This window comes from Microbacterium sp. B19(2022) (assembly GCF_012030385.1).
GTDB lineage: Bacteria > Actinomycetota > Actinomycetes > Actinomycetales > Microbacteriaceae > Microbacterium > Microbacterium oxydans_B.
Genome location: NZ_JAAUVO010000006.1, coordinates 130,873 through 152,396, shown reverse-complemented (window position 1 = coordinate 152,396; position 21,524 = coordinate 130,873). Strand labels below are relative to the sequence as shown.

Genomic DNA, 21,524 nt, shown 5'->3' with positions numbered 1-21,524 from the left:
GCGAGGATGGGAAGCATGAAGCCCGCCCTCAGCATCAACGGTTTGGCCAATGCACGCGATCTCGGCGGGCTCGAGCGTGCCGACGGAACAGCCACGCCCCCTGGCGTCTTCATTCGTGCCGAACGTCTCGACGAGGTCGACGCGTCCGGGTGGGAGGCTCTCCTCGCCTACGGCGTGCGAACCGTCATCGATCTCCGTCGCCCTGATGAGACCAGCGGCCAGGTGCCCTCTCGCCTCGCTCAGGTTCGCGTCGACCTCGACGGCGACGACATCGGCTTCTGGAGCACCTATCAAGCGGACGGGCGGTGGGGAACGCCGCTCTACTACCTGGCTCATCTGCAAGAGCTACCTCACCGACTCGCCGAGGTGCTCACCGCAATGGCGTCGGCCGACGACGGAGGGATCCTCTTCCACTGCTCGGCCGGGTGGGACAGAACAGGGCTCGTCGCCGCGGTACTCCTCCGTACGCTCGACGTCACCAGTGATGCCGCCGTGAGCGACTACATGGCTTCCTTCGCGAACGCCGAACGGATGACAATCCTGCATGAACGGTCATTCGAGGTCGAGGAAAGACACCAGATACTCGGCCGTTTCGGACACACACCCGATTCGGCGTTCCGCGACATGTACGAGAACCTTCGCATCGACGACTGGTTCGCGGAAGCCGGCCTCGATCGTGAGACGCGGACCGCGATCGAGACCTGGCGGGGCGCGGTTCCGCGAACCTGACCGCCCTTAGCGTTGATCGGCTCAGGCGCCGACGTACTCCGCGAGGTGCTCCCCCGTCACGGTCGACTTCTGGGATACCAGATCGTTCGGCGTTCCCTCGAAGACGACCCGTCCACCGTCGTGGCCGGCGCCAGGGCCGATGTCGATGATCCAATCGGCATGCGCCATGACCGCCTGGTGGTGCTCGATCACGATGACGGTCTTCCCCGAGTCGACGAGTCGATCCAGTAGCCCGAGGATCTTGTCGACATCCGCGAGGTGCAGGCCGGTCGTCGGCTCGTCGAGCACGTAGACGTCGCCCTTCTCCCCCATCTGGATCGCGAGCTTGATCCGCTGGCGTTCACCGCCCGACAGCGTGGACAGCGGCTGTCCGAGCGACAGGTAGCCGAGCCCCACGTCTTCCATACGGCCGAGGATCGCGGTGGCTGCGGGGAGCTTGGCCTCCCCCTCCCCGAAGAAGACGCGTGCCTCAGCGACCGGCAGGTCGAGAACCTCGGTGATGTCCTTTCCGGCGAGCTTGTACTCCAACACGCCCGCCTGGAAGCGCTTGCCGCCGCAGTCCTCGCACGGGGTCTCGATCGTGTCCATGAATCCGAGCTCGGTGATGATGACACCCGCGCCCTTGCACGAGGGGCAGGCTCCCTCGGAGTTGGCACTGAACAGGGCGGGCTTCACACCGTTGGCCTTCGCGAACGCCTTTCTGATCGGCTCGAGCAGCCCCGTGTAGGTCGCCGGGTTGCTCCGCCGGGAGCCCTTGATCGCGGCCTGATCGATCGCCACGACGCCGTCGCGCTTCGATACCGCGCCGTGGATGAGCGAACTCTTTCCCGACCCGGCGACACCGGTCACGACCGTGAGGACACCGGTGGGGATGTCGACGTCGACGTTCTGTAGATTGTTCGCCGTGGCGCCGCGCACCTCGATCGCCCCCGAGGCCGACCGCACAGCATCCTTCAGCTGCGCCCGGTCATCGAGGTGGTCTCCCGTCTTGGTGCCGCTCGCCTTCAATCCCTCGACCGTGCCTTCGAAGCAGATCTCTCCACCGGCACTTCCCGCGCCCGGACCCAGATCGACGACATGATCACCGATCAGGATGGTCTCCGGCTTGTGCTCGACCACCAGGACGGTGTTGCCCTTGTCGCGCAGCTGGAGCAGCAGTCCGTTCATGCGCTGGATGTCGTGCGGGTGCAGGCCGATGGTCGGCTCGTCGAACACATAGGTGATGTCGGTCAAGGAAGAGCCGAGGTGGCGCAGCATCTTGATCCGCTGCGCCTCTCCCCCGGACAGCGTGCCCGACGGCCGTTCCAGACTGAGATACCCCAGGCCGAGCGTCACGAACGCGTCCAGATTCGCACTGAGCGCCTGAAGCAGCGGCCCCGCCCCCGGAAGGTCGAGTCCCCGGACCCAGGCCGCCAGATCCGTGACCTGCATCCGGCAGGCATCGGCGATGCTGATGCCCTCGATCTTCGAGGAACGCGCGCCCTCCGTCAGCCGCGTTCCGTCGCACTCGGGGCACACCGCGAAGGTCGCTACGCGCTCGACGAAGGCGCGGATATGCGGCTGCAACGCATCGAGGTCCTTCGAGAGCATCGCCTTCGTGATCTTCGGGATCAGACCCTCGTAGGTCATGTTGATGCCCGAGATCTTCACCTTCGTGACTTCGCCGTAGAGGAAGAGATGACGCTGCTTCTCGGTGAACTGCGCGATCGGTTTGTCTGCCGGATAGAACCCCGACTGGGAGAAGCCCTTCACCATCCAGCCGTCAGCGGTGTATCCCGGCACCATGATCGCGCCCTCGTCGAGCGACTTCGACTCATCGACGATCTGCGCCAGGTCGAGGTCGGACACCGCTCCCCTGCCCTCGCACCGCGGGCACATGCCCCCGAGGTAGATCGCATCCTTCACGATCTTCTTCTCTCCGCCGGGCCCGGTCATCACCCCACTGGCCTTCTGGGTCGGGATGTTGAAGGAGAAGGCCGTCGGCCCACCGATGTACGGCCGGCCGAGCTTGCTGAACAGGATGCGGAGCATCGCGTTCGCATCTGTGACGGTGCCGACGGTCGACCGCGGGTTGGCGCCGAGTCGCTCCTGGTCGACGATGATCGCCGTGGTCAGCCCCTCGAGGATGTCGACGTCCGGGCGGGGTACCGACGGCATGAACCCCTGCACGAACGCGCTGTAGGTCTCATCGATCATGCGCCGGGACTCCGCGGCGATGGTGTCGAAGACGAGCGAGCTCTTCCCCGACCCTGACACTCCGGTGAAGACCGTCAGCCGTCGCTTCGGGATGTCGACACTCACGTCCTTCAGATTGTTCTCGCGCGCGCCCTGCACGCGGATCAGGTCATGGGTGTCCGCGGGGTGCTGGTCGTCGGTCATCTGCGTCCTTCGTGAATCGGTGAGTGTTCAGGCGGCCTGATTGATACGCAGCAGGTTGCCCGCGGGGTCGCGGAACGCGCAGTCCCGCACGCCGTACGGCTGATCCATCGGCTCCTGCACGACGTCGGCGCCGCTGTCGACGAGGCGGGCGAACAGGTCGTCGACGTCATCGCTCGCGAGGGTCAGTGCCGCGTAGCTGCCCTTGGCGATGAGTTCGAGTATCGTCTGGCGCTCTGTTTCCGTGATTCCCGGGTCGGTTGCCGGCGGATGCAGCACGATCGAGGTCTCCGGCTGTCCCTCGGGACCGACCGTGAGCCAGCGGAGACCGTCGTAGCCGACGTCGTTGCGCACCTCGAACCCGAGGGCGTCCCGGTAGAAGGCCAGGGCGGCCTCGGCGTCGGTGTGGGGAAGGAAGGCGTAGTGGATGCTGATCTTCATGGTCTTCACGTTAGGTGCGTGTCGGTACGCGGTGCTTCTTGATTCCTGATCGGTCTGGTGACCTGCTTCGCCTGGAACGAGGGAATTCCCTCGACGTTCGCGGCGCGTTCACGGTACACGCTGGGTGGGACACCCACCAGCTCCGAGAATCGCGTGCTGAAGGTTCCGAGCGACGAGCACCCCACCTCGAAGCACACCTCCGTCACCGTGAGGTCTCCGCGTCGCAGCAGTGCCATCGCGCGTTCGATCCGGCGCGTCATCAGGTAGGAGTAGGGCGACTCGCCGTATGCCTCCCGGAAGCACCGACTGAGATGACCCGCCGACATGTGCACGCCCCGCGCGAGCGCCTCCACATCGAGGGGTTTCGCGTACTCCCGGTCGATCCGATCTCTGACCTTGCGCATCACGATGAGCTCCCGCACACGCGTGTCATCCGGGCCGGTCACCCGTCGATCCTGTCATGACGCTCAGAGTCCCGCGATGACTTCGAGCAACACGGCTCGCAGAGGATCCCCCACGTCCGCCTGCGAGAGCGCTACCCTGAGGGGGCATCCTCACAGGAACTTCTCAGAAAGGGGTCCCCACCATGTCTGAACCACTCACCCAGGCGAAGTCACTGTTCAAGTCGATCCGTGTCTCGCTGGCCGTAGCGGGCGTGCTCGCTCTCATCGCCGGAATCGTCCTCCTGGTCTGGCCGGTGAAGTCCGCTGTCATCGTGACGGCGATCTTCGCGTCCTACCTGGTGATCGCTGGTCTGGTCTACATCGGCCTCGGAATCTTCTCGGGCGCGAAGGGCGGATGGGCCCGCGTGGGACACATCGTCCTCGGCCTGCTCTACGTCATCGCCGGCGTCATCGCGTTCTTCAACCTGAGCGCCGCTGCGGCCACCCTGGCCTTCGTCGTGGTGATCTTCATCGGTGTCAGCTGGATCGTCGACGGCGTCGTCGCCCTGACGCTCCTCGGCAGCGACGGCTCGCGGGTATGGACCGTCCTGTACGCCATCCTCAGCATCATCGCCGGAATCATCGTGCTGTTCTCGCCGCTGATCGCCGGATTCGCCTTCTGGCTGCTGCTCGGCATCTCGCTGATCGTGCTCGGAATCATCCAGATCGTGCGTGCCATCACGCTCGGCAAGGATGAGAAGGAGTACGTCGCCGCCGTCCAGGGAGAGCCCGTCAGCTGACGTCTCCCCCATCGCCGAATCGGCCCCGTCCTGCGTCAGCAGAGCGGGGCCGATTCTCGTCTGCGGCTACTCGGCGACGAACGCGCTCACGTCACCGACGAGCCGAGTGTTGTCGGCGGGCACCGGGTCCACCGCGGCCTTGGCGACCTCGGCCGCGAACTCGGAGACGTTGTAGAGCTTGCCGGCCGATTCACGGCGCTCGGCGATCGCGCCCGGGTTCGCCCGCTCCAGCAGCGTGGCGGTGATCGTGCCCTCGATCATGTCACCGGAGACGACGGTGAAGCCGACCCCGTTCGCGGCGAGGGCGGGGATGAGTTCGCGGAGCGCATCTTCGCCCGCTCGCTTCGACAGTGCGACCGGCTCGTACTCCGGCATGGTCGGCGTCGTCCGGATGAAGTGCGCCTGGTGGCTGGTGACGAACACGACCCGCGCCCCGTCGCCGAGAAGAGGGGTCGCCGCGTTCAGGACGTTGAGCTGCGCGTCGCGATTGAGGGTGAGCGCGTAATCCTCGGCCATCCCCGACTCCATGCCGCCGGAAGCGTTGAGCACGAGCACGTCGAGGCGTCCGTACTCCGCGCGGATCGCGTCGAACATCTCGGCCACGGATGCGGGATCGGTGAGGTCGGCCCCCACCACGAGCGCCCGACGACCGAGCTCGCGCAGCTGGGCGGCGAGCTTCTCGGCCCGCGGCGCCTTGTTGCGGAAGTTGATGACGACATCGGCGCCGGCCTCGGCGAGGTAGCGGACGGTGTCTGCGCCGATCCCGCGTGATGAGCCGGTGACGAGCGCCACCTTGCCGTCGAGGGAACCTGCGGGAAGAACGTCGGTCACGGTGACTCCTCATGATGCGCGAAAAGGCCGTGATCGCACGGCCCACTCACACTATCAAGGGAGCGCTGTGGCGCCCGGATCGGCGGCGGCCCGCGTGATACGTTGACCACAAAGGAGGCCGCATGGACAACTTCACGACATTCGTCACGTTCATCGACCAATGGGCTTGGATCGGCTGGCTGGTCCTGATCGCCGTGTTCCTCGTCATCGAGATGCTCTCGTTGGACTTCACGTTCCTCATGCTCAGCTTCGGCAGTGTCGTCGGACTGGTGACCGACCTGCTCGGAGTCCCGGTCTGGGTGCAGGTGATCATCGCGGCCGCGGCGGCGGCGATGTTCATCCTCTTCCTCCGGCCTCCGTTGCTCAAGCGCCTGCGGCGCGGCGAAGATCCGACCAAGTCCAATGTGGACGCGCTCGTCGATCTGCGCGGAATCGCACTGGTCGAGATCACGCAGATCTCCGGCCAGGCGAAGCTCGCCAACGGCGACACCTGGACCGCGCGCACCGCCACCTCGGTCGCCATCCCCCCGGGAGCCCCGGTCGCCGTAAGCGCGATCAACGGCGCAACCGCCATCGTCCGACCCGTCAACGACTAGGAGAACCCGTGGACGACGCATCGTTCATTCCCGCAGCGATCGGCTGGATCCTCGCCATCGCCGTGATCATCTTCGTGGTGGTCACCGTCGCGCGTGCCATCCGGATCATCCCGCAGGCGACCGCCGGCGTCGTCGAGCGCCTCGGCCGCTATCACAAGACCCTCACCCCCGGACTCAACATCCTCGTCCCCTTCATCGACCGTCTCCGGCCGCTGATCGACATGCGCGAGCAGGTCGTCTCGTTCCCGCCGCAGCCGGTCATCACCGAGGACAACCTGGTCGTCTCGATCGACACGGTCGTGTACTTCCAGGTGACGGATGCGCGGGCTGCGACGTATGAGATCGCCAACTACCTCGGTGCGGTCGAGCAGCTCACCACGACGACGCTGCGAAACGTCGTCGGTGGTCTCAACCTCGAGGAAGCCCTCACCAGCCGTGACAACATCAACGGTCAGCTCCGGGTGGTGCTCGATGAGGCGACCGGCAAGTGGGGCATCCGCGTGGGCCGAGTCGAGCTCAAGGCGATCGATCCTCCCATCTCCATCCAGGACTCCATGGAGAAGCAGATGCGCGCCGAGCGTGACCGTCGCGCGGCGATCCTGACAGCGGAGGGCACCAAGCAGTCGGCGATCCTCGAGGCGGAAGGTGCTCGCCAGGCCGAGATCCTCCGAGCCGAGGGAGACAAGCAGGCCGCTGTCCTCCGTGCGCAGGGTGAGGCCGAGGCGATCCACAACGTCTTCACCGCCATCCACCAGGGTGCGCCCGACGACAAGCTCCTGGCCTACCAGTACCTCCAGATGCTGCCGAAGATCAGTGAAGGACAGTCCAACAAGCTGTGGATCATCCCGAGTGAACTCACCGAGGCTCTCAAGGGCATCGGCAGCGCGTTCACGCCGAAGCCGGGTCAGGGCCCGACGAACACGCTTCCCGGCGCGTGACACACCCGTACTTCACGAAGGCGCGGCATCCTCGAGTCCTCGCTCACCGTGGTCTGGTCACTGCGGAGGGCGAGGATTCGGGCGTCTGGGAGAACTCTGCTGCAGCCTTCGCCGCCGCACACGCGGCAGGCGCCGAGTATGTCGAGACCGACTGCCAGGTCTCAGCGGATGGCGATGTGGTGCTGTTCCATGACTCGACCCTCGAACGACTCGTCGGCGACACACGAGCAGTGCGCGACGTGCGCACGCGGGAACTGCGCGAGATCTTCTCCGCCCACGGCGGGCTGCTCACGGTTGCGGAAGCACTTGATTCGTTTCCCGACGTGCGCTTCAACATCGATGTGAAGACACCGGCGGCCGTCGACCCGCTCGGCCCGATTCTGGTCGAACACACCCACCGCGTGCTGGTCACGAGTTTCTCGGACGCGAACCGCCGCGCAGCCGTCTCCTCCGTCCTACGGGCCGGCGCCTCGCTTCGGCCTGCGACATCGGGCGGAAGCCGCACGATCGCGGCGCTGCGCGCGCTGTCCGCGCTCCGGCTCTCCCCCGCACGTGTCCTCCAAGGAATCGACGCGCTCCAGATCCCCGAGCGACACGGAGTGCTCACCGTGCTCACCCCTGCCCTCGTCCGTGCCGCCCACCGACGCAGTGTTGAGATACATGTGTGGACGGTCAACGATTCCGCCGACATGCGTCGTCTCGTTGCCGCAGGAGTCGACGGGATCGTCTCGGATCGCGCTGACGTCGCCCTCCGGACCCTCTCCGAACACTAGGACCCGACGCGCCCCATAACCTCCGCCGCTGAGATTCAGCTGTGAATCGCGCCGAGAAGCCGCCCGCGTGGATGAAGCGCACAGGCTGGAGCGTTATACCTGACAGCGACGAGAGGACCACAAAATGGCAGATCGCAGCCTGCGCGGCATCCGACTCGGCGCCCAGAGCCTACAGAGCGAAGAGGGCGTCGTTTTCATGGAGCGCCGTGAGACCACCTACACCTGTGACACCTGCGGCCACGTCACGAACCTGATGTTCGCGGCCGACGCCGAACCGCCCCAGACCTGGGAGTGCCGCGCCTGCGGTGCCGAAGCACGCCTGAACGTCGACGGCCAGGCCGTCACACTCGAAGTGACCGACGAGAAGGCCGCTCGCACCCACTGGGACATGCTGTTGGAGCGCCGTACCCGTGCGGAGCTCGAAGAGTTGCTGGAAGAGCGACTCGCCTTCATCCGCGCACGTCGCGGCGCCGGAGAAGACCCGACCCGCGAGAAGATCGGGGCTTAACGCCCCCGGGCGCGCCACCACCCGAGGAGCAGCGCGCCGAGACCGCCCCACAGCAGGAATTGCTGGATCCAGGGGCCCAGGACAACCCCCGCCGTGAGGCCGGAACGAAGCTCGACATCTTCGAGCAGCGCTCCGGCCTCTCCTGCGTCCAGACTGGCCACTGTCGACCCGTCGGCCCTGATGACCTGGCTGGTGCCGACGGTCGACACGTTCACGACGCTGCGCCCCGTCTCGATGGCACGCATCCTGGCGAAGGACAGCTGCTGCAGATTCTCGTCGGTACCGCGGAAGTCGGCGTTGTTGGTCTGGAAGACCAGCACCTCGGCGCCGTCGTTCAGCCCTTCCCGGATCACATCGTCGTAGATGACGTCGAAGCAGATCGCGAGCCCGATCGGCACTCCATCGACCTCGACGATCGGCGGGTTCGACCCCGGCGTGTACTCCCGCTGGATCAGGCCGATCAGATCGGGAGCCAGCGCGTTGTAGAACGCGCGATCAGGCACGTACTCGCCGAAGGGAACGGGGTGCCGCTTGTCGTGCGTCTGCGTGGCTGTGCCGTCAGCGGTCCACAGCATCGAGGTGTTGAAGTAGAGGTCGTCCCTCGCCGTCGGCGCATTCGCCAGCAGCGGCGCATCGATACGGTTCGACACCAGAGTCATCCTCCGGGCGATCGCCGCATTCTCGAACGGATCTGCGTCGAGAGAACCCTCCGGCCACACCACGAGATCGACGTCCTCTCCGTAGAGGGGCGCTGTCGCGTCGGTCTGCGCCTGGATCACGGAGAACGGTTCGCGTTCGTCGAAATACCCGGTCGGTCCGTTGCCCTGCACCGCCGCGATCCTCATCGACCCCGAAGTGGTGGTCGGGAACAGCGGAGTGAAGAGCATAACGACCACCAGCGCTGCCGGCACCAGCAGTGCCAGAGGACGACGCCATCCGCGCAGGCGGACGATCTCGATCAGCACCGCGACGAGCAGCACTATCACGAAGCTGAGTCCACTCACGCCGAGCCACGACGAGATCGGTGCGAGGGGGCTCTCGGCCTGGCTCATCCCGATCCGCGCCCACGGAAAGCCTCCGTACGGCCAGGAGCCGACGAAGAGCTCACGCCCGACCCACAGGGCCGCGACGGCCGTGGGAAGCCCCAGAATGCGCCCTGCAGCGCCGGGGAAGGCGCGAGGAAGCCATCTGTAGGCGAGTGCGATGGGCACGAGCGCGATGGCGGTGAGGCCACCTTCGACGACGCTGAGCGCGGCCCACGGAATCGGCCCGAGGTAGCGGGACGTCCAGGAGACCAGAAGAGCGAAGAACAGGATGCCGTAGACCAGACCGACCAGAAGTGCTCCGCCGAAGCGCCGGCCGATCAGGGACACGAGCACGAGAGCTGTGGCGGGGAATGCGAGCGCCCATACCGCGGCGCCCGGATAGGCGAGGTTCATCAGCAGAGCCCCGAGCGCGGCGGTGGGCACCGCTGCCCACAGGGGCAGCAGCGCCCGCTCGGGCACAGCGGTATTCGCGGACGTCGTCGCCATCATCACATCGACGAATAGGCGACGATGCCGCGACGCACACCGTCGAGGGCGCTGCGTGCGGTGCGCGCGACAGCGGCATCCTCGGCCACGATCGACAACTGATCGAGGAGGTCGATCGTCTGCTTCGCCCAGCGCACGAAGTCTCCCGCGGCCATGTCGGCGTCGATCAGCACCCGATCGAGCATTCCCCCGCGAGCCCAGGCGTGCATCGCACCGGCGAGCCCGGCGGCGAGCGGTTCACTGCCCGGCAGACGATGATCCTGTTCGAGGTCGTCGAGCTCGGCCCAGAGGGTCGTCGTCTTCTCCCACGCCGTGCGGAATGCGCCACGTGGGAGGCCCCGCTCCCCCGAGTTCGCCTCGTCACGGCGCGGTTCGTACACGAGGCAGCATGCCATCGCCGCGAGCGAGGGGGCATCGAGGCCCGCCCAGAGTCCCTGGCGCAACGACTCGGCGACGAGGAGATCGCGCTCTCCGTATATGCGACGCATCGTGCGCCCGGCCTCCGTCAACGTGGTCTCGCCGTCGACCTCCGTGAGGTAGTCCAGAGTCTCGAGTACCTCGACCACCCGATCGAACACGCGCGCCACCGTCCCGGTGCGGGTCTCGATCTGACGCCGGATGCGGTCGGTCTGGCGCTTGAGCTTCCAGTAACGTTCCGCCCAGCGCGCGTGGGCTTCCCGATCCGGGCAGCGATGGCAGGGGTGGCGCTGCATCTGCGTGCGCAGCGTCTGGATGCGCTTCATCCGCTTGTCGCGCGATGCCCGCGGCGCTTGGGAATCCTGCCGGTTCTTCTTCTCGAGATCGCTGAGCTCTCGACGGATGGCGGCATACTCGGGAAAGTCCCCGTGCTCGCACGCCATCGAACTCTCGTAACCCGCCAGCGACGCTTCGGCTTCTCGCACCTGGCGCGCCAGTCCGACGACAGCGCGATCCGCCTGGAATTGAGCGAACGAAGACTCGAGGATCTCGCGGGCCCTGGCCTTGCCGAACATGTCGATCAGGTTCACAGCCATGTTGTACGTGGGGCGGAAACTCGAATTCAGCGGATACGTGCGGCGCGATGCCAGCGCGGCGACGGCCTGCGGATCCATGCCCTCGGTCCACTGCACGACCGCATGGCCCTCGACGTCGATCCCGCGCCTTCCAGCTCGACCGGTGAGCTGGGTGTACTCCCCCGAGGTGATCGCGACCCTGGCCTCGCCGTTGAACTTCTCCATCTTCTCGAGAACGACCGTACGGGCGGGCATGTTGATGCCGAGCGCCAGGGTCTCCGTCGCGAAGACGACTTTCACGAGTTTGCGTCGGTACAGCTCCTCGACGACTTCCTTGAAGGCCGGCAGCAGACCCGCGTGGTGCGAGGCGACGCCGCGCTCGAGGTTGTCGAGCCACTCCCAGTAGCCGAGCACGTCGAGGTCTTCGTCCTGGAGAGTACGGGTCCGGTCCTCCACGAGGGCCCGGATCTCCGTTCGTTCCTCGGCGGATGTCAGCCGAAGACCGGAGCGCCGCACCTGCTGGACCGCGGCGTCGCACCCCACTCGACTGAAGATGAAGAAGATCGCCGGGAGCAGGTTCGCGCGCTCCAAGAGGTGCACGACATCCGGACGATCCATCCGCTCGATCCGGCGGACGTTGGAGGCGCGCACCGGCCGTCGCCCGCCGCGCGGTGGACGCTTTGCCTGTCGTCCAGCATGACGGTCGCTGCGATACGACTGCGCCTGCCGGTTGTTGTCGTAGTTCGACCCGGTCGACGAGCGGATGCGCATCAACTCCTGGTTCACCTGCGCGGTCGCGAGACCCGCACGATCGTCGAACAGCGGAAGCAGGTCATCGCGGACGAGAACGTGCTGCTCCAGCGGGACGGGCCTGATCTCGGAGACGATGACGTCGGTGTCGCCACGGACCGTGTCGAGCCAGTCGCCGAACTCCTCGGCATTGGAGACCGTGGCGCTCAGCGAGACCAGTCGCACCCGCTGAGGCAGGTGGATGATGACCTCTTCCCACACCGCTCCGCGGAAACGATCGGCGAGGTAGTGGACTTCGTCCATGATCACGTAGCGCAGGTCGCGGAGCGCGGCGGAGTCGGCGTAGATCATGTTGCGCAGGACCTCGGTGGTCATCACCACGATGCGCGCGTTGCCGTTGATGTTGGTGTCACCGGTGAGCAGACCGACCTGATCCGCCCCATAAACCTCGACCAGCTCACGGAACTTCTGGTTCGAGAGGGCCTTCATCGGCGTGGTGTAGAACGCCTTGTCGCTCGCGGTCCGCATCGCGAGGTGGATCGCGAACTCCCCGACGATCGTCTTCCCTGCCCCCGTCGGTGCGGCCACCAGCACACTGCGGCCATTCTCCAGAGCATGGCATCCCGCGACCTGGAACGGATCGAGCTCGAACTTCTGCAGTGCTGCGAAAGCCGAGGACTCCGGGTGCTCCGCTGCCTGCTGCGTCTGCGCGTACCGCTCGGAGGGCGAGCTCATACCGCGTCCGGCAACAGCCCGGTCGCCTCGTTGCGCTTGCGCTTGCGCCGGTCGAACAGGAGAGAGAGCCCCGCTGCGGCAAAGAAGAGGACGATCAGGATCCCGGCGAGCATCAGCATGCTGACCACATCGGCGGCCGGCGTCGCGAGCGCGGCGAACACCGTCGCGATGATGATGGCGATGCGCCAGCCCTTGAGGATCGCCCTGCCCGACATGACACCGGCCAGGTTCAGCGCGACGAGGAAGACCGGCAGCACGAACGAGACCCCGATGACGATCATCAGCTTGAAGACGAAGTCGTAATACTCCTGCGCGTAGTAGAAGTTCGTCGCGCCGTCGGGCGTGAAGCTCCACATGAGCTCGATCACATGCGGCATGATCATCACGCCCAGGTAGCACCCGGCGAAGAAAAGCGGGACGGCAGCGACGACGAAGCCGACTGTGTACTTGATCTCCTTACGGGTCAGGCCGGGCATGATGAAAGCCCACACCTGCCACAGCCAGACCGGCGCCGAGATGAAGAGGCCGATCGAGAAGGCGATCCGCATGCGCATGTCGAACGCGGCCGTCACCGTGCCGAAGTTGAGCGCGCTGAAATCATCACCGCGCTTCTCGGTGATGATGCGGATGGGCTCTGTGATGAAGTGGATGACCGGGTCGGCGACGATGAACGCCACGACCATGCCCACGACCAGAGCGAGCGCCGCGTACATCAGACGCTTGCGCAGTTCGACGAGATGCGCGCCGAGCGACATCCGCCGATCCCGATCCGCCTTCGGCATCACGGTCGGTTCGATGGCTGCCACGGCCGGTCAGGCGCGAGGCGGAATCTCAGGGTCTGCGCCCGAGTCCTTGACCGACGTGGGGTCCGCGACGGTCGAGTCGGCGCGAGGTCCGTCCTCTTCCTTCATCGCCTTCATCTCACCCTTGAAGACGCGGGCGGACTGGCCCATGCTCTTCGCCAGAGCCGGCAGCTTGGCGGCACCGAACAGAAGGAGGATCACGGCGAGCACGATCAGAAGGTGCCAGCCTTGCATTCCAGCGAACATGTAAGGATTCCCGTCGTCGATGAGCGTTCGGTTCAGTCTACAGATCAATGCTCGGCATCGGGGCGGCGATAAAGCGCGAGTCCCGATGCGGCCCAGTCCCTCGTCGCGGATCGGGCGATGGCCGGCTCCCGAACCTCCATCGCACCGCCGAACCTCCCGGCCAGCCGCTTGACCCCGCGGGGATCGGCGAGGTGCAATGTGGTGGTCACCGCGCCGTCGACCACATCGGGCTGCCCGGTGGGAACGAAGCCGCTCAACAGGGGCGCGAGGCGCTCCGGCACCCGCACGGTGACCTCGCGTTCGTCGTCGAGACCGGCGAAGGCCTCGGGGACGTGTTCACCGCCGTGGGTGATCGGGATGTCGGTGAGGGTCGGTGCGCTGACACGGTCGAGATGGAACGTCCGCATCGCCTGCCTCATGTGGCACCATCCCTGCAGGTACCACTGGCCGTTCGTGATGAGGATCTGCATCGGATCGACGGTTCTGGTCGTCGGTGCGGCATCCGGAGCCTGGTAGGTGAAAGCGATCGCGACGCCCTCATGCAGACCTCGCGCGACAGCTTCGCGGACCTCGTCGACGGCGCTCGGGGCGACGACGACCTCGGCGGGAGCATCGGCTGCTCCGCGGGACAACTTCGAGATGAGGCCGGCGACGAGACCCGAGTCCGAGACGGCCGGCACCGCCGCGACCATCTGCAGTCCGGCGAGCAGCGCTGCCGCCTCCCGCGCAGTGAAGCGCGGGACCCGACGCAGGGCCACATCGTTGGTGATCTCGATGACATCCTCGAGGTCGAGCAGGTCCCAGTTGATGTCGAACATCTCCTGCGGCTGCTGCCAGTAACCGGATTCACCGGGCAGCCCGATCACGGTCAGCTTCTCGACCATGCCGCGCATCTCCTGCGGCGTCACGCCGAACTCCTCGGCCGCCTCGGCGAGGGACACCTGGCCGTGTTCGAGCAGGTACGGCACGAGAGTGAGGTAGAGGCGGACGCGGTCGGCCGCGAGCAGCGGCTTGGATTTCGCGCTCATGAGGCCTTCCCCTGATCTGTGTGCGCCTCGACGACCGCCCGCAGCCGGTCGATGACCGCGTCACGCAAAGCGACAGGTTCGACCACCCGCACCTCGGGCCCGTAGGAGGCGAGCTCATCGGCGAAGATGTGCAGGTCGACGAACGGGACGCGGATCCCCTGTGGCGCTGAAGAGGCACGTCGGCCCAGGCGAAGAGCGGCTTCGGTGCCAGGCGTGACCTCCAGCAGAGCGGAGTTCGCAGCAGCGACGCGTTCGAGCCCGGAGAGCGCCCGCTCCCCCGCCCCGTTTCGGAGTGCGGAGTCGAAGGTCGTCGTGCTCACCTTGACGTCGCCGACGATACGGCTGAGCAGGAACATCCTGTCCTCCTCGACATCCACGTCGACGCCGAACACGTGCCATCGGGCCTCGTAGTCGACCAGGGCCAGGGGGCGGATCCGCCGCCGCCGAGGCGCATCCTCTCCCGGTTTCAAGTAGTCGAAGGCGACGACACGGCACCGCTCGATCGCGTCCTGGAGCGGGGCGAACGCGGCATCGCGGGCAGTGATCCGCGGGGCGAAGCCGATGATCGGCTCGTCACCGTCGATGCCCAACGCGCGGATCTTGCGCACGCCCGACTGCGCATCGCCCGAGACGGACTCCGCACTCCAGACGCTGCCGGCCAGCTGCAGCACGGCCATTTCGGCGGCGGAGAACTCGATGTCACTGGGCAGGTCGTATTCCGCTTGCGGAATACGGTATCTCGCTTCACGGAGGTCGTTCGGATCGGCGGCGTCCCCGATCGTCTCGATCGGCACGCCGAGGGTGCGCAGCTCGTCCTTGTCCCGCTCGAACATCTTCTCCAGCGCGTCGGAGCGTGTACCCGCATCCGCCCGCTGCCGATATCCGGACACGTTGTCGAGGATCTGCTGCTTGGTCAGCCCGATCTCCGTGGCCATCAGCGCCACGACGAGATTCGTGAGGCGTTCCTCCGCGGGGATCCGGCTGGCCATCACTGCGTCGGCGCCGTGACTGCGCCCAGGATGTCGACGACGTAGGCGACGGCAGGGCCGCCGTCGCCGGAGGGCGTGACGACGAGCAGCTGCGAGCCCACGGTCTTGCCGACGATGGCCTCTGCGACGCTGGGAGCCGAGGTCGAGAGGTCGCCTGTCGGTCCCTGGCCCCACGTGCTGTTGATTACCTTCTTGTCATCCCAGCCCACGGCCATCACGTTCAGAAGCGGGATCTGGCCCGCTTCGACCTCTTCGCCGTCTCCCTTGATGAGAGTCTGCACGACCTGCTCCGTCGGCGCTGCGCTGTCGGGAATGATGACGCCGGGTGTGCCATCGGGGGCTCGCACCACCGTCGGCATGCCCTTCGCATCGTTGAACTGGAGGGAACCCTCGGCCCGGGAGAGGAACACATCGACCACGTCGATGACGAACACCGCGTTGTCGTCGGCCGCGAGACCGAACCCCTCCAGGTTGTTGGCGCCGAAATCTTCCGGCGTGAGGGCCGCAACGATCCGGGATCCCGCCGTCGCGCACTCGAACACCGACTCGAGTCCGGGCGACTGCGTCGCCCAGTAGTCGGCCGTGGAGACCTGTCCCTTGGCCTCGTCGTACGACGTCGCGTACACCTGCTTGCCGGTCTCACCGCTGAAGATCGAGAGCTCCACCACGAGGGCCTGTGTGTTGTCGAGGATCTGCCGGCCGTCGCCCACGGTCGTGTCGGCGAAGGCGGTCTCCTTGAGGTGCAGCGGGGTGAACACGCTGACGTCCGGAGCCGATCCGACGTCGCCTTCCACGGTGACGGCGTCACGGATCTCGTTCGACCCGGCCCCGCGGTCGCAGGCGTCGCCGCCGTCGGGTCCCGCTGCTGTGCAGCCGGTCAGAGCGAGGACGGCAAGGCTGAGGGAGGCCAGAACGGCGGACGTTTTACGCACGCGCTCCAGTCTATTCCGTCGCGTGCCCGGAATCGCGCGACGCCGCAGCAAGGCGTGCCCCTTCGGCAGCCTTCTCGGCTTCCCGCGCCCGCTTGCGCAGGTTCTTGTCACTGATCTCGCGGTCGCCGACGGCGCCGGGCGTCCACGCCTCGACATCCTCGTCGCCGTAGCTGCTCTTGGAAGCGCGTCGCTTGACCGATGGCGCGATCGCGCCCGGCGCGAGCCGTCGAGCGGTGAGAAGGAACCCCGTGTGTGCGACCATCCGGTGATCGGGGCGCACCGCGAGGCCTTCGACATGCCACCCGCGGACCATAGTCTCGGAGGCATCGGGATCGGTGAAGAGTCCCGTGCCACGGATGTACTCCGCGACGCGCGAGAGCTGCGTCGCCGTGGCCACGTAGCAGAGGACCACGCCGCCGGGAGTGAGCGCATCGGCCACGGCGTCCATGCATTCCCAGGGAGCGAGCATGTCCAGTACCACCCGGTCGACGGTGCCGGCCGGCACCTCATTCGGGAGCGACTCGACGAGGTCGCCCACGACGACGCGCCAGGTGTCAGGGTGTTCGCCGAAGAACGTCTCGACGTTGCCGCGGGCGACGTCGGCGAAGTCCTCGCGGCGTTCGAACGAGATCAGGTTTCCTACCGGCCCGACGGCCCGAAGGAGGGAGAGGGAGAGCGCTCCCGAACCGACCCCGGCCTCGACGACCGTCGCGCCCGGGAAGATGTCGGCCTGCATCACGATCTGCGCCGCATCCTTCGGGTACACGATCGCCGCGCCCCGCGGCATCGACATCGCGAAGTCTTTCAGCAACGGACGGAGCGCCAGATAGTCGTGTCCGGAGCTGTTGGCCACGACCGAGCCGTCGGGAAGGCCGATCAGGTCGCGATGGCGCAGCACGCCCTGGTGCGTGTGCAGCTCCCCGTCCTCGCGGAGCGTCACCGTGTGCAGGCGACCCTTCGGGCCGGTCAGCTGCACTCGGTCGCCCGGTCGGAACGGACCACTAGGCCTCGGTACGCGGCTTTCGGTCATCAGGAAGCTCCTGTCGCGACGTTGATGCTGTCGAAGAGATCGTTAAGATCGCCGGCGCTCCTGCCGGCGAGTGTCGGCCACAGCTGGTGCGCGCCGAGATGGTCGAGCGGGACGATATGTGGCACCGCGAGCGTCAGCGCACCCGAGGCGAGTCCGGCGCGGACGCCGGTCGGAGAGTCCTCGATGACGATCACGTCGGTGATGTCGACGTCGAGGAGTGCCGCTGCCTGCAGGTAGGGCTCGGGGTGCGGCTTGGGGTTGTCCACATCGTCCCCGGCCACGACAAGGTCGAACGCCTCGAAATCGATCAGATCGACCACGCTCAGTGCCATCCTCCGCAGCGACATCGTCACGAGACCCGTCGGAATTCCCGCGCTCCGCAGGTCGCGGAGCAGTTCGCGAGCACCCGGGCGGAAAGGTACGCCGCTGGTGCGGAGCGAGTCCTGCACGGCGTCTGTCAGATGATCGACGATCGCCTGGGCCTCCATCGCGACGCCGGCCCGTTGCAGGATCACCGCGCTGTCGAGCAGACCGCTTCCGACGAGCTGCAGCGCATCCTCGTGGCTCCAGGACCCGCCAAAGGATTCGACCAGTGCCGTCTCGGCCGCCATCCAATACGGTTCGGTGTCGACGAGCGTTCCATCCATGTCCCACAGGACCGCGCTGGGCTTTCTACTCACTGAACCCATGCTAGCCGGGGTACCGCCCGCATCCCGCCGTCGCGGACTAGCCTGGAAGGATCTCGTCCACGATCTCGAAGGGAGCCCTCGATGGATGTTCTCGGTCAGCGCATCGTCATCGCGGCCTTCGACGGCTGGAACGATGCCGGTGAAGCGGCGAGCGGCGCCATCGAAGCGCTGCGCGCGTCGTCGGACTACGATCTCGTGCACTCCGTCGATCCCGAACTGTACTTCGACTACCAGTACACACGACCGTCGAGTCGGATGGACGGTGAGGGCCGGCGCCAGCTGACGTGGCCGGAAGCAGGCCTCTGGCGTCCGCGCGATCCCGGTCCCGGACCCGAGTTCTGGCTGCTGACCGGCGCGGAGCCGGCCCGCACCTGGCAGTCGTTCGCCTCGGAGTTCATCGATGTGGCTCTGCGCGACGACATCACCGGACTCGTCACCCTCGGCGCGATGCTCTCGGACGTCCCGCACACGCGGCCGATCTCCATCTTCGCGTCCAGCCAGAACGAGCAGGTCCGCGAAGCGCACGATCTGGAGCGTTCGCTCTACGAGGGGCCGGTCGGCATCCTCTCCGTCATCGAGCACTTCGCAGAGAACGCGGGGATCCCCACAGCCAGCCTGTGGGCCAGCGTGCCGCACTACGTCGCGTCTGCGACGCCTTCGCCCAAGGTGACTCTCGCCCTCCTCGACCGGCTCGAAGAGCTGGCCGGCGCCGACGTGGATCGGCAGACGCTGCGGACCGAGGCCGCTGCCTGGGAGGCCTCGATCGACGCGGCCGCGTCGGAGGACGAAGACATGGCCGAGTACATCCGTCAGCTCGAGCGCACGCGCGACACGTGGGACTCCCCCGAGGCGTCCGGCGATGCGATCGCGCAGGCGTTCGAGCGGTATCTCCGCCGTCGCGACGACGGTCCAGGAGACCGCAAGCGCTGAGGCCGGATCAGGCTGCGATCACCCCGGTGCCGAGCAGGACCAGGAGGACCGAGCCGAGCAGGATCCGGTAGATCACGAACGGCAGGAAGCTGCGCTTCGAGATCCAGTTCATGAAGAACGCGATGACGCCGAGTGCGACCACGAAAGCGATACCCGTCGCCGCGAGCGTGTCGCCGAACGAGAAGAACGATGGCTCGTCCCAGCTCTTGAACACCTGATAGAAACCGCTGCCGAACACCGCCGGGATCGCGAGCAGGAAGGCGTAGCGGGCGGCGGCGGCGCGCTCGTAACCGAGGAAGAGGCCCATGGTGATGGTGCCGCCCGAGCGGGAGACGCCCGGGATCAGCGCCAGCGCCTGTGCGAAGCCGAAAGCGATGCCGTGCGGGTAGGTCAGTTCGTCGAGGTTGCGGCGCTTCGCCCCGACGTAATCGGCGACGCCGAGCAGGATGCCGAAGACGATGAGCATGATCGCGACGATCCACATCGACCGGAGCACCGTCTCGATCTGGTCCTGGAAGAGCAGCCCGAGAACCACGATCGGGATGCTGCCGATGATGATCATCCAGCCCATCCGCGCATCGGGATCATTGCGCGGAGCTTTTCCGACGAGTGAGCGGAACCACTGGCCGATGATCCGCACGATGTCACGCCAGAAGAACACGACGACCGCGGCCTCGGTACCGATCTGCGTGATCGCGGTGAAGGCCGCACCCGGGTCCTCGCCCGACGGCAGGAACGTGCCGAGGATGCGCAGATGGGCGCTGGAGGAGATCGGGAGGAACTCGGTGAGTCCCTGGACGATGCCCAGGATCAGTGCTTCGAGCAGGTGCATGGAGAGCTTTCAGTTCAGAGAGGCACGGAGCGCGCAGCGCTCAGTACGTGCGCAGCAGATCGGCCAGCACCCGCTGGCCGAAGACAAGCGATTCTACGGGTACTCGCTCATCGACTCCGTGGAACATGCCTGTGAAGTCCAAGTCAGCGGGGAGCTTCAACGGCGCGAAGCCGTACCCGGTGATGCCCAGGTAGGCCAGCGCCTTGTTGTCGGTGCCGGCGCCCAGGAGGTAGGGGATCACCGGCACGCCGGGGTCATGGCGGCCGATGCTGGCCACCATCGCCTCGACGAGCTCGCCCTCGAACGGTGTCTCCATACCGATGTCACGGACAACGGTCTCGATGACGATTCCATCGCCGACGATCTGCTGCAAATCGGCGAGCACATCGTCTTCGGTCCCGGGGATCACGCGGACATCGATGAGTGCCTCGGCACGCTCCGGGATGACGTTGTGCTTGTAGCCGGCGGTCAGAGCCGTGGGATTCGTGGTGGTCCGGAACGACGACCTCAGGAACGCCTCCGCGGGCCCAGCGGCAGCGGCGAGGGCATCGGGGTCGTCGGCACTGCGCCCGCTCAATGCGCTGAGTCCCTCCAGCAGTGCCGTGGTCGTCGGCGTCAGACGGATCGGCCAGCGCGTGCGCCCGATCGCCGCGACGGCCTCCGCGAGCTTCGTCACGGCATTGTCGTCGTGCAGGCGGCTGCCGTGGCCCGCGCGCCCCTTCGCCACCAGACGGATCCAGATCAGCGCCTTCTCGCCGACCTGCAGCAGGTACGCACGTCGGTCATCGACGGTGATCGAGTAACCCCCGACCTCGCTGATCGCGGCCGTCGCCCCTTCGAACCACTCCGGGCGGTTCTGGACGACGAGAGCCGAACCTTCGACGCCCCCGTTCTCCTCATCGGCGAAGAACGCCAGGATGAGGTCGCGCTCCGGCTGCTCCCCCGCCCGCAGGATCTCGGCGACGGAGGTGAGGATCATGGCGTTCATGTTCTTCATGTCCACGGCACCGCGACCCCACAGCATCCCGTCCTGGACGAGGCCGGCGAACGGATCGACGCTCCAGTCGTCGGCCATCGCCGGCACGACGTCGAGATGACCGTGAACGACGAGTGCGGGTTTGCTTCGGTCACGGCCGGCGACACGAGCCATCACGTTGGTCCGGCGGGCGATCGGCTCGTAGTACTCGACATCGAGCCCGAGCTCCGCGAGGTAGGCGCCCACGTACTCCGCGGCCTCGCGCTCGCCCTTCGCATTCCCTCCGCCGAAGTTGGATGTGTCGAAGCGGATGAGGTCGCTGGCGATGCGCACGACCTCGGGAAGAGAGGGATCGGTCATGTGCTCCAGGCTATCGAAACCGCGTGCCACGCCCGGGCGTACCGCTCGGTTCGAGAGGCCGCGGGGAACGTGGTAATGTCATTCTTCGGTCGGCAACGATCATCCAAAACCTGCGCGGGTGGCGGAATGGTAGACGCGCTACGTTGAGGTCGTAGTGCCCGTAAGGGCGTGGGGGTTCAAGTCCCCCTCCGCGCACAGGAAGAAGAAGGCCCCGGATCCCCTGGATCCGGGGCCTTCTTCGTTGTCCGCAGGCGACGCGAGGCAACGCACGAGTGACCTCATCCGAGGGGGATGATCTCCTCCCCCTGCACGCGAACGGCTCTGG

The 21,524-nt window shown here is 66.5% G+C and carries 22 protein-coding genes and 1 tRNA gene; 8 read left to right on the top strand and 15 right to left on the bottom strand.

Translation table 11 applies throughout. The features are described from left to right. Positions 1–15: 15 nt before the first annotated feature. Positions 16–729, top strand: a complete 714-nt coding sequence (locus HCX50_RS07370; RefSeq protein ID WP_167633505.1) for a tyrosine-protein phosphatase — start codon at positions 16–18, stop codon at positions 727–729. Positions 730–750: 21 nt separating this feature from the next. Here the strand turns inward: HCX50_RS07370 and HCX50_RS07365 are convergent, their stop codons facing one another. Genes HCX50_RS07365 through HCX50_RS07355 form a run of 3 tightly spaced genes read right to left on the bottom strand, consistent with a single transcriptional unit; the run spans position 751 to position 3,950 of the window. After that, positions 751–3,108 (bottom strand): ATP-binding cassette domain-containing protein, encoded by a 2,358-nt coding sequence (locus HCX50_RS07365; protein WP_167633503.1) that lies wholly within the window; start codon positions 3,106–3,108, stop codon positions 751–753. Between the two features lie 27 nt (positions 3,109–3,135). Next, entirely contained in the window at positions 3,136–3,546 is a 411-nt protein-coding gene (locus tag HCX50_RS07360) for a VOC family protein (RefSeq protein ID WP_091037611.1), read from the bottom strand. A gap of 5 nt (positions 3,547–3,551) precedes the next feature. Next, positions 3,552–3,950 (bottom strand): helix-turn-helix transcriptional regulator, encoded by a 399-nt coding sequence (locus tag HCX50_RS07355; RefSeq protein ID WP_091037608.1) that lies wholly within the window; start codon positions 3,948–3,950, stop codon positions 3,552–3,554. 182 nt (positions 3,951–4,132) lie between these two features. Here HCX50_RS07355 and HCX50_RS07350 point away from each other — a divergent pair, with 182 nt between their 5' ends. After that, a complete protein-coding gene (locus HCX50_RS07350; RefSeq protein ID WP_091036336.1) occupies positions 4,133–4,729 on the top strand; it encodes an HdeD family acid-resistance protein in 597 nt (198 codons plus the stop codon). A 66-nt stretch (positions 4,730–4,795) separates the two neighbouring features. On the opposite strand, the gene HCX50_RS07345 is transcribed toward HCX50_RS07350, so the two are convergent. Then, on the bottom strand, positions 4,796–5,560 hold the full coding sequence (locus HCX50_RS07345; protein WP_167633501.1) for an SDR family oxidoreductase: 765 nt from the start codon (positions 5,558–5,560) through the stop codon (positions 4,796–4,798). 122 nt (positions 5,561–5,682) lie between these two features. On the opposite strand from HCX50_RS07345, the gene HCX50_RS07340 reads away from it, so the two are divergent. From HCX50_RS07340 to HCX50_RS07325, 4 genes are all read left to right on the top strand, one after another. Beyond that, on the top strand, positions 5,683–6,156 hold the full coding sequence (locus HCX50_RS07340) for an NfeD family protein (protein WP_091036331.1): 474 nt from the start codon (positions 5,683–5,685) through the stop codon (positions 6,154–6,156). A gap of 8 nt (positions 6,157–6,164) precedes the next feature. Beyond that, positions 6,165–7,094 (top strand): SPFH domain-containing protein, encoded by a 930-nt coding sequence (locus tag HCX50_RS07335; protein WP_167633499.1) that lies wholly within the window; start codon positions 6,165–6,167, stop codon positions 7,092–7,094. Further along, positions 7,091–7,867 carry a glycerophosphodiester phosphodiesterase family protein gene (locus tag HCX50_RS07330; RefSeq protein WP_167633498.1) on the top strand — a complete coding sequence of 259 codons (777 nt, stop codon included), beginning with the start codon at positions 7,091–7,093 and terminating at the stop codon, positions 7,865–7,867. Before HCX50_RS07335 ends, HCX50_RS07330 begins: the two co-directional genes overlap by 4 nt. Positions 7,868–7,991: 124 nt before the next feature. Next, the gene (locus HCX50_RS07325) at positions 7,992–8,375 is read left to right on the top strand and encodes an RNA polymerase-binding protein RbpA (RefSeq protein ID WP_091036323.1); all 384 of its coding nucleotides are present in this window, start codon (positions 7,992–7,994) and stop codon (positions 8,373–8,375) included. Here the strand turns inward: HCX50_RS07325 and lnt are convergent. Genes lnt through HCX50_RS07280 form a run of 9 tightly spaced genes read right to left on the bottom strand, consistent with a single transcriptional unit; the run spans position 8,372 to position 18,101 of the window. After that, positions 8,372–9,907, bottom strand: a complete 1,536-nt coding sequence (gene lnt, locus HCX50_RS07320) for an apolipoprotein N-acyltransferase (RefSeq protein ID WP_205828884.1) — start codon at positions 9,905–9,907, stop codon at positions 8,372–8,374. The genes HCX50_RS07325 and lnt overlap by 4 nt on opposite strands. 2 nt (positions 9,908–9,909) lie before the next feature. Continuing rightward, positions 9,910–12,384, bottom strand: coding sequence for a DEAD/DEAH box helicase (locus HCX50_RS07315; RefSeq protein ID WP_167633496.1), 2,475 nt, complete (start codon positions 12,382–12,384; stop codon positions 9,910–9,912). Then, on the bottom strand, positions 12,381–13,139 hold the full coding sequence (gene tatC / locus HCX50_RS07310) for a twin-arginine translocase subunit TatC (RefSeq protein WP_091037601.1): 759 nt from the start codon (positions 13,137–13,139) through the stop codon (positions 12,381–12,383). The genes HCX50_RS07315 and tatC overlap by 4 nt, the downstream gene beginning before the upstream one ends. Before the next feature lie 57 nt (positions 13,140–13,196). After that, positions 13,197–13,433 (bottom strand): twin-arginine translocase TatA/TatE family subunit, encoded by a 237-nt coding sequence (gene tatA / locus HCX50_RS07305; protein WP_091036314.1) that lies wholly within the window; start codon positions 13,431–13,433, stop codon positions 13,197–13,199. A gap of 44 nt (positions 13,434–13,477) precedes the next feature. Then, positions 13,478–14,461, bottom strand: a complete 984-nt coding sequence (locus HCX50_RS07300) for a helix-turn-helix transcriptional regulator (protein WP_091036312.1) — start codon at positions 14,459–14,461, stop codon at positions 13,478–13,480. Further along, positions 14,458–15,450: a helix-turn-helix transcriptional regulator gene (locus HCX50_RS07295; RefSeq protein WP_167633494.1), complete on the bottom strand. Its 993-nt coding sequence runs from the start codon at positions 15,448–15,450 to the stop codon at positions 14,458–14,460. The genes HCX50_RS07300 and HCX50_RS07295 overlap by 4 nt, the downstream gene beginning before the upstream one ends. Further along, positions 15,450–16,382 (bottom strand): hypothetical protein, encoded by a 933-nt coding sequence (locus HCX50_RS07290; RefSeq protein ID WP_167633492.1) that lies wholly within the window; start codon positions 16,380–16,382, stop codon positions 15,450–15,452. The genes HCX50_RS07295 and HCX50_RS07290 overlap by 1 nt, the downstream gene beginning before the upstream one ends. A 10-nt stretch (positions 16,383–16,392) precedes the next feature. Beyond that, a complete protein-coding gene (locus HCX50_RS07285) occupies positions 16,393–17,412 on the bottom strand; it encodes a tRNA (adenine-N1)-methyltransferase (protein WP_167633490.1) in 1,020 nt (339 codons plus the stop codon). Further along, complete coding sequence (locus tag HCX50_RS07280; protein ID WP_432206349.1) at positions 17,412–18,101, bottom strand: HAD family hydrolase; 690 nt, start codon at positions 18,099–18,101, stop codon at positions 17,412–17,414. Before HCX50_RS07280 ends, HCX50_RS07285 begins: the two co-directional genes overlap by 1 nt. A gap of 81 nt (positions 18,102–18,182) precedes the next feature. On the opposite strand from HCX50_RS07280, the gene HCX50_RS07275 reads away from it, so the two are divergent. Continuing rightward, positions 18,183–19,031: a PAC2 family protein gene (locus HCX50_RS07275; RefSeq protein ID WP_167633488.1), complete on the top strand. Its 849-nt coding sequence runs from the start codon at positions 18,183–18,185 to the stop codon at positions 19,029–19,031. 7 nt (positions 19,032–19,038) lie between these two features. On the opposite strand, the gene HCX50_RS07270 is transcribed toward HCX50_RS07275, so the two are convergent. Together HCX50_RS07270 and HCX50_RS07265 are read right to left on the bottom strand one after the other, a co-directional pair. After that, positions 19,039–19,863, bottom strand: coding sequence for an undecaprenyl-diphosphate phosphatase (locus tag HCX50_RS07270; protein ID WP_167633486.1), 825 nt, complete (start codon positions 19,861–19,863; stop codon positions 19,039–19,041). 40 nt (positions 19,864–19,903) lie between these two features. Further along, the gene (locus tag HCX50_RS07265) at positions 19,904–21,199 is read right to left on the bottom strand and encodes a M20/M25/M40 family metallo-hydrolase (RefSeq protein WP_167633484.1); all 1,296 of its coding nucleotides are present in this window, start codon (positions 21,197–21,199) and stop codon (positions 19,904–19,906) included. Between the two features lie 112 nt (positions 21,200–21,311). On the opposite strand from HCX50_RS07265, the gene HCX50_RS07260 reads away from it, so the two are divergent. Next, a tRNA-Leu gene (locus HCX50_RS07260) sits at positions 21,312–21,394 on the top strand. The last annotated feature ends 130 nt before the right edge of the window (positions 21,395–21,524 follow it).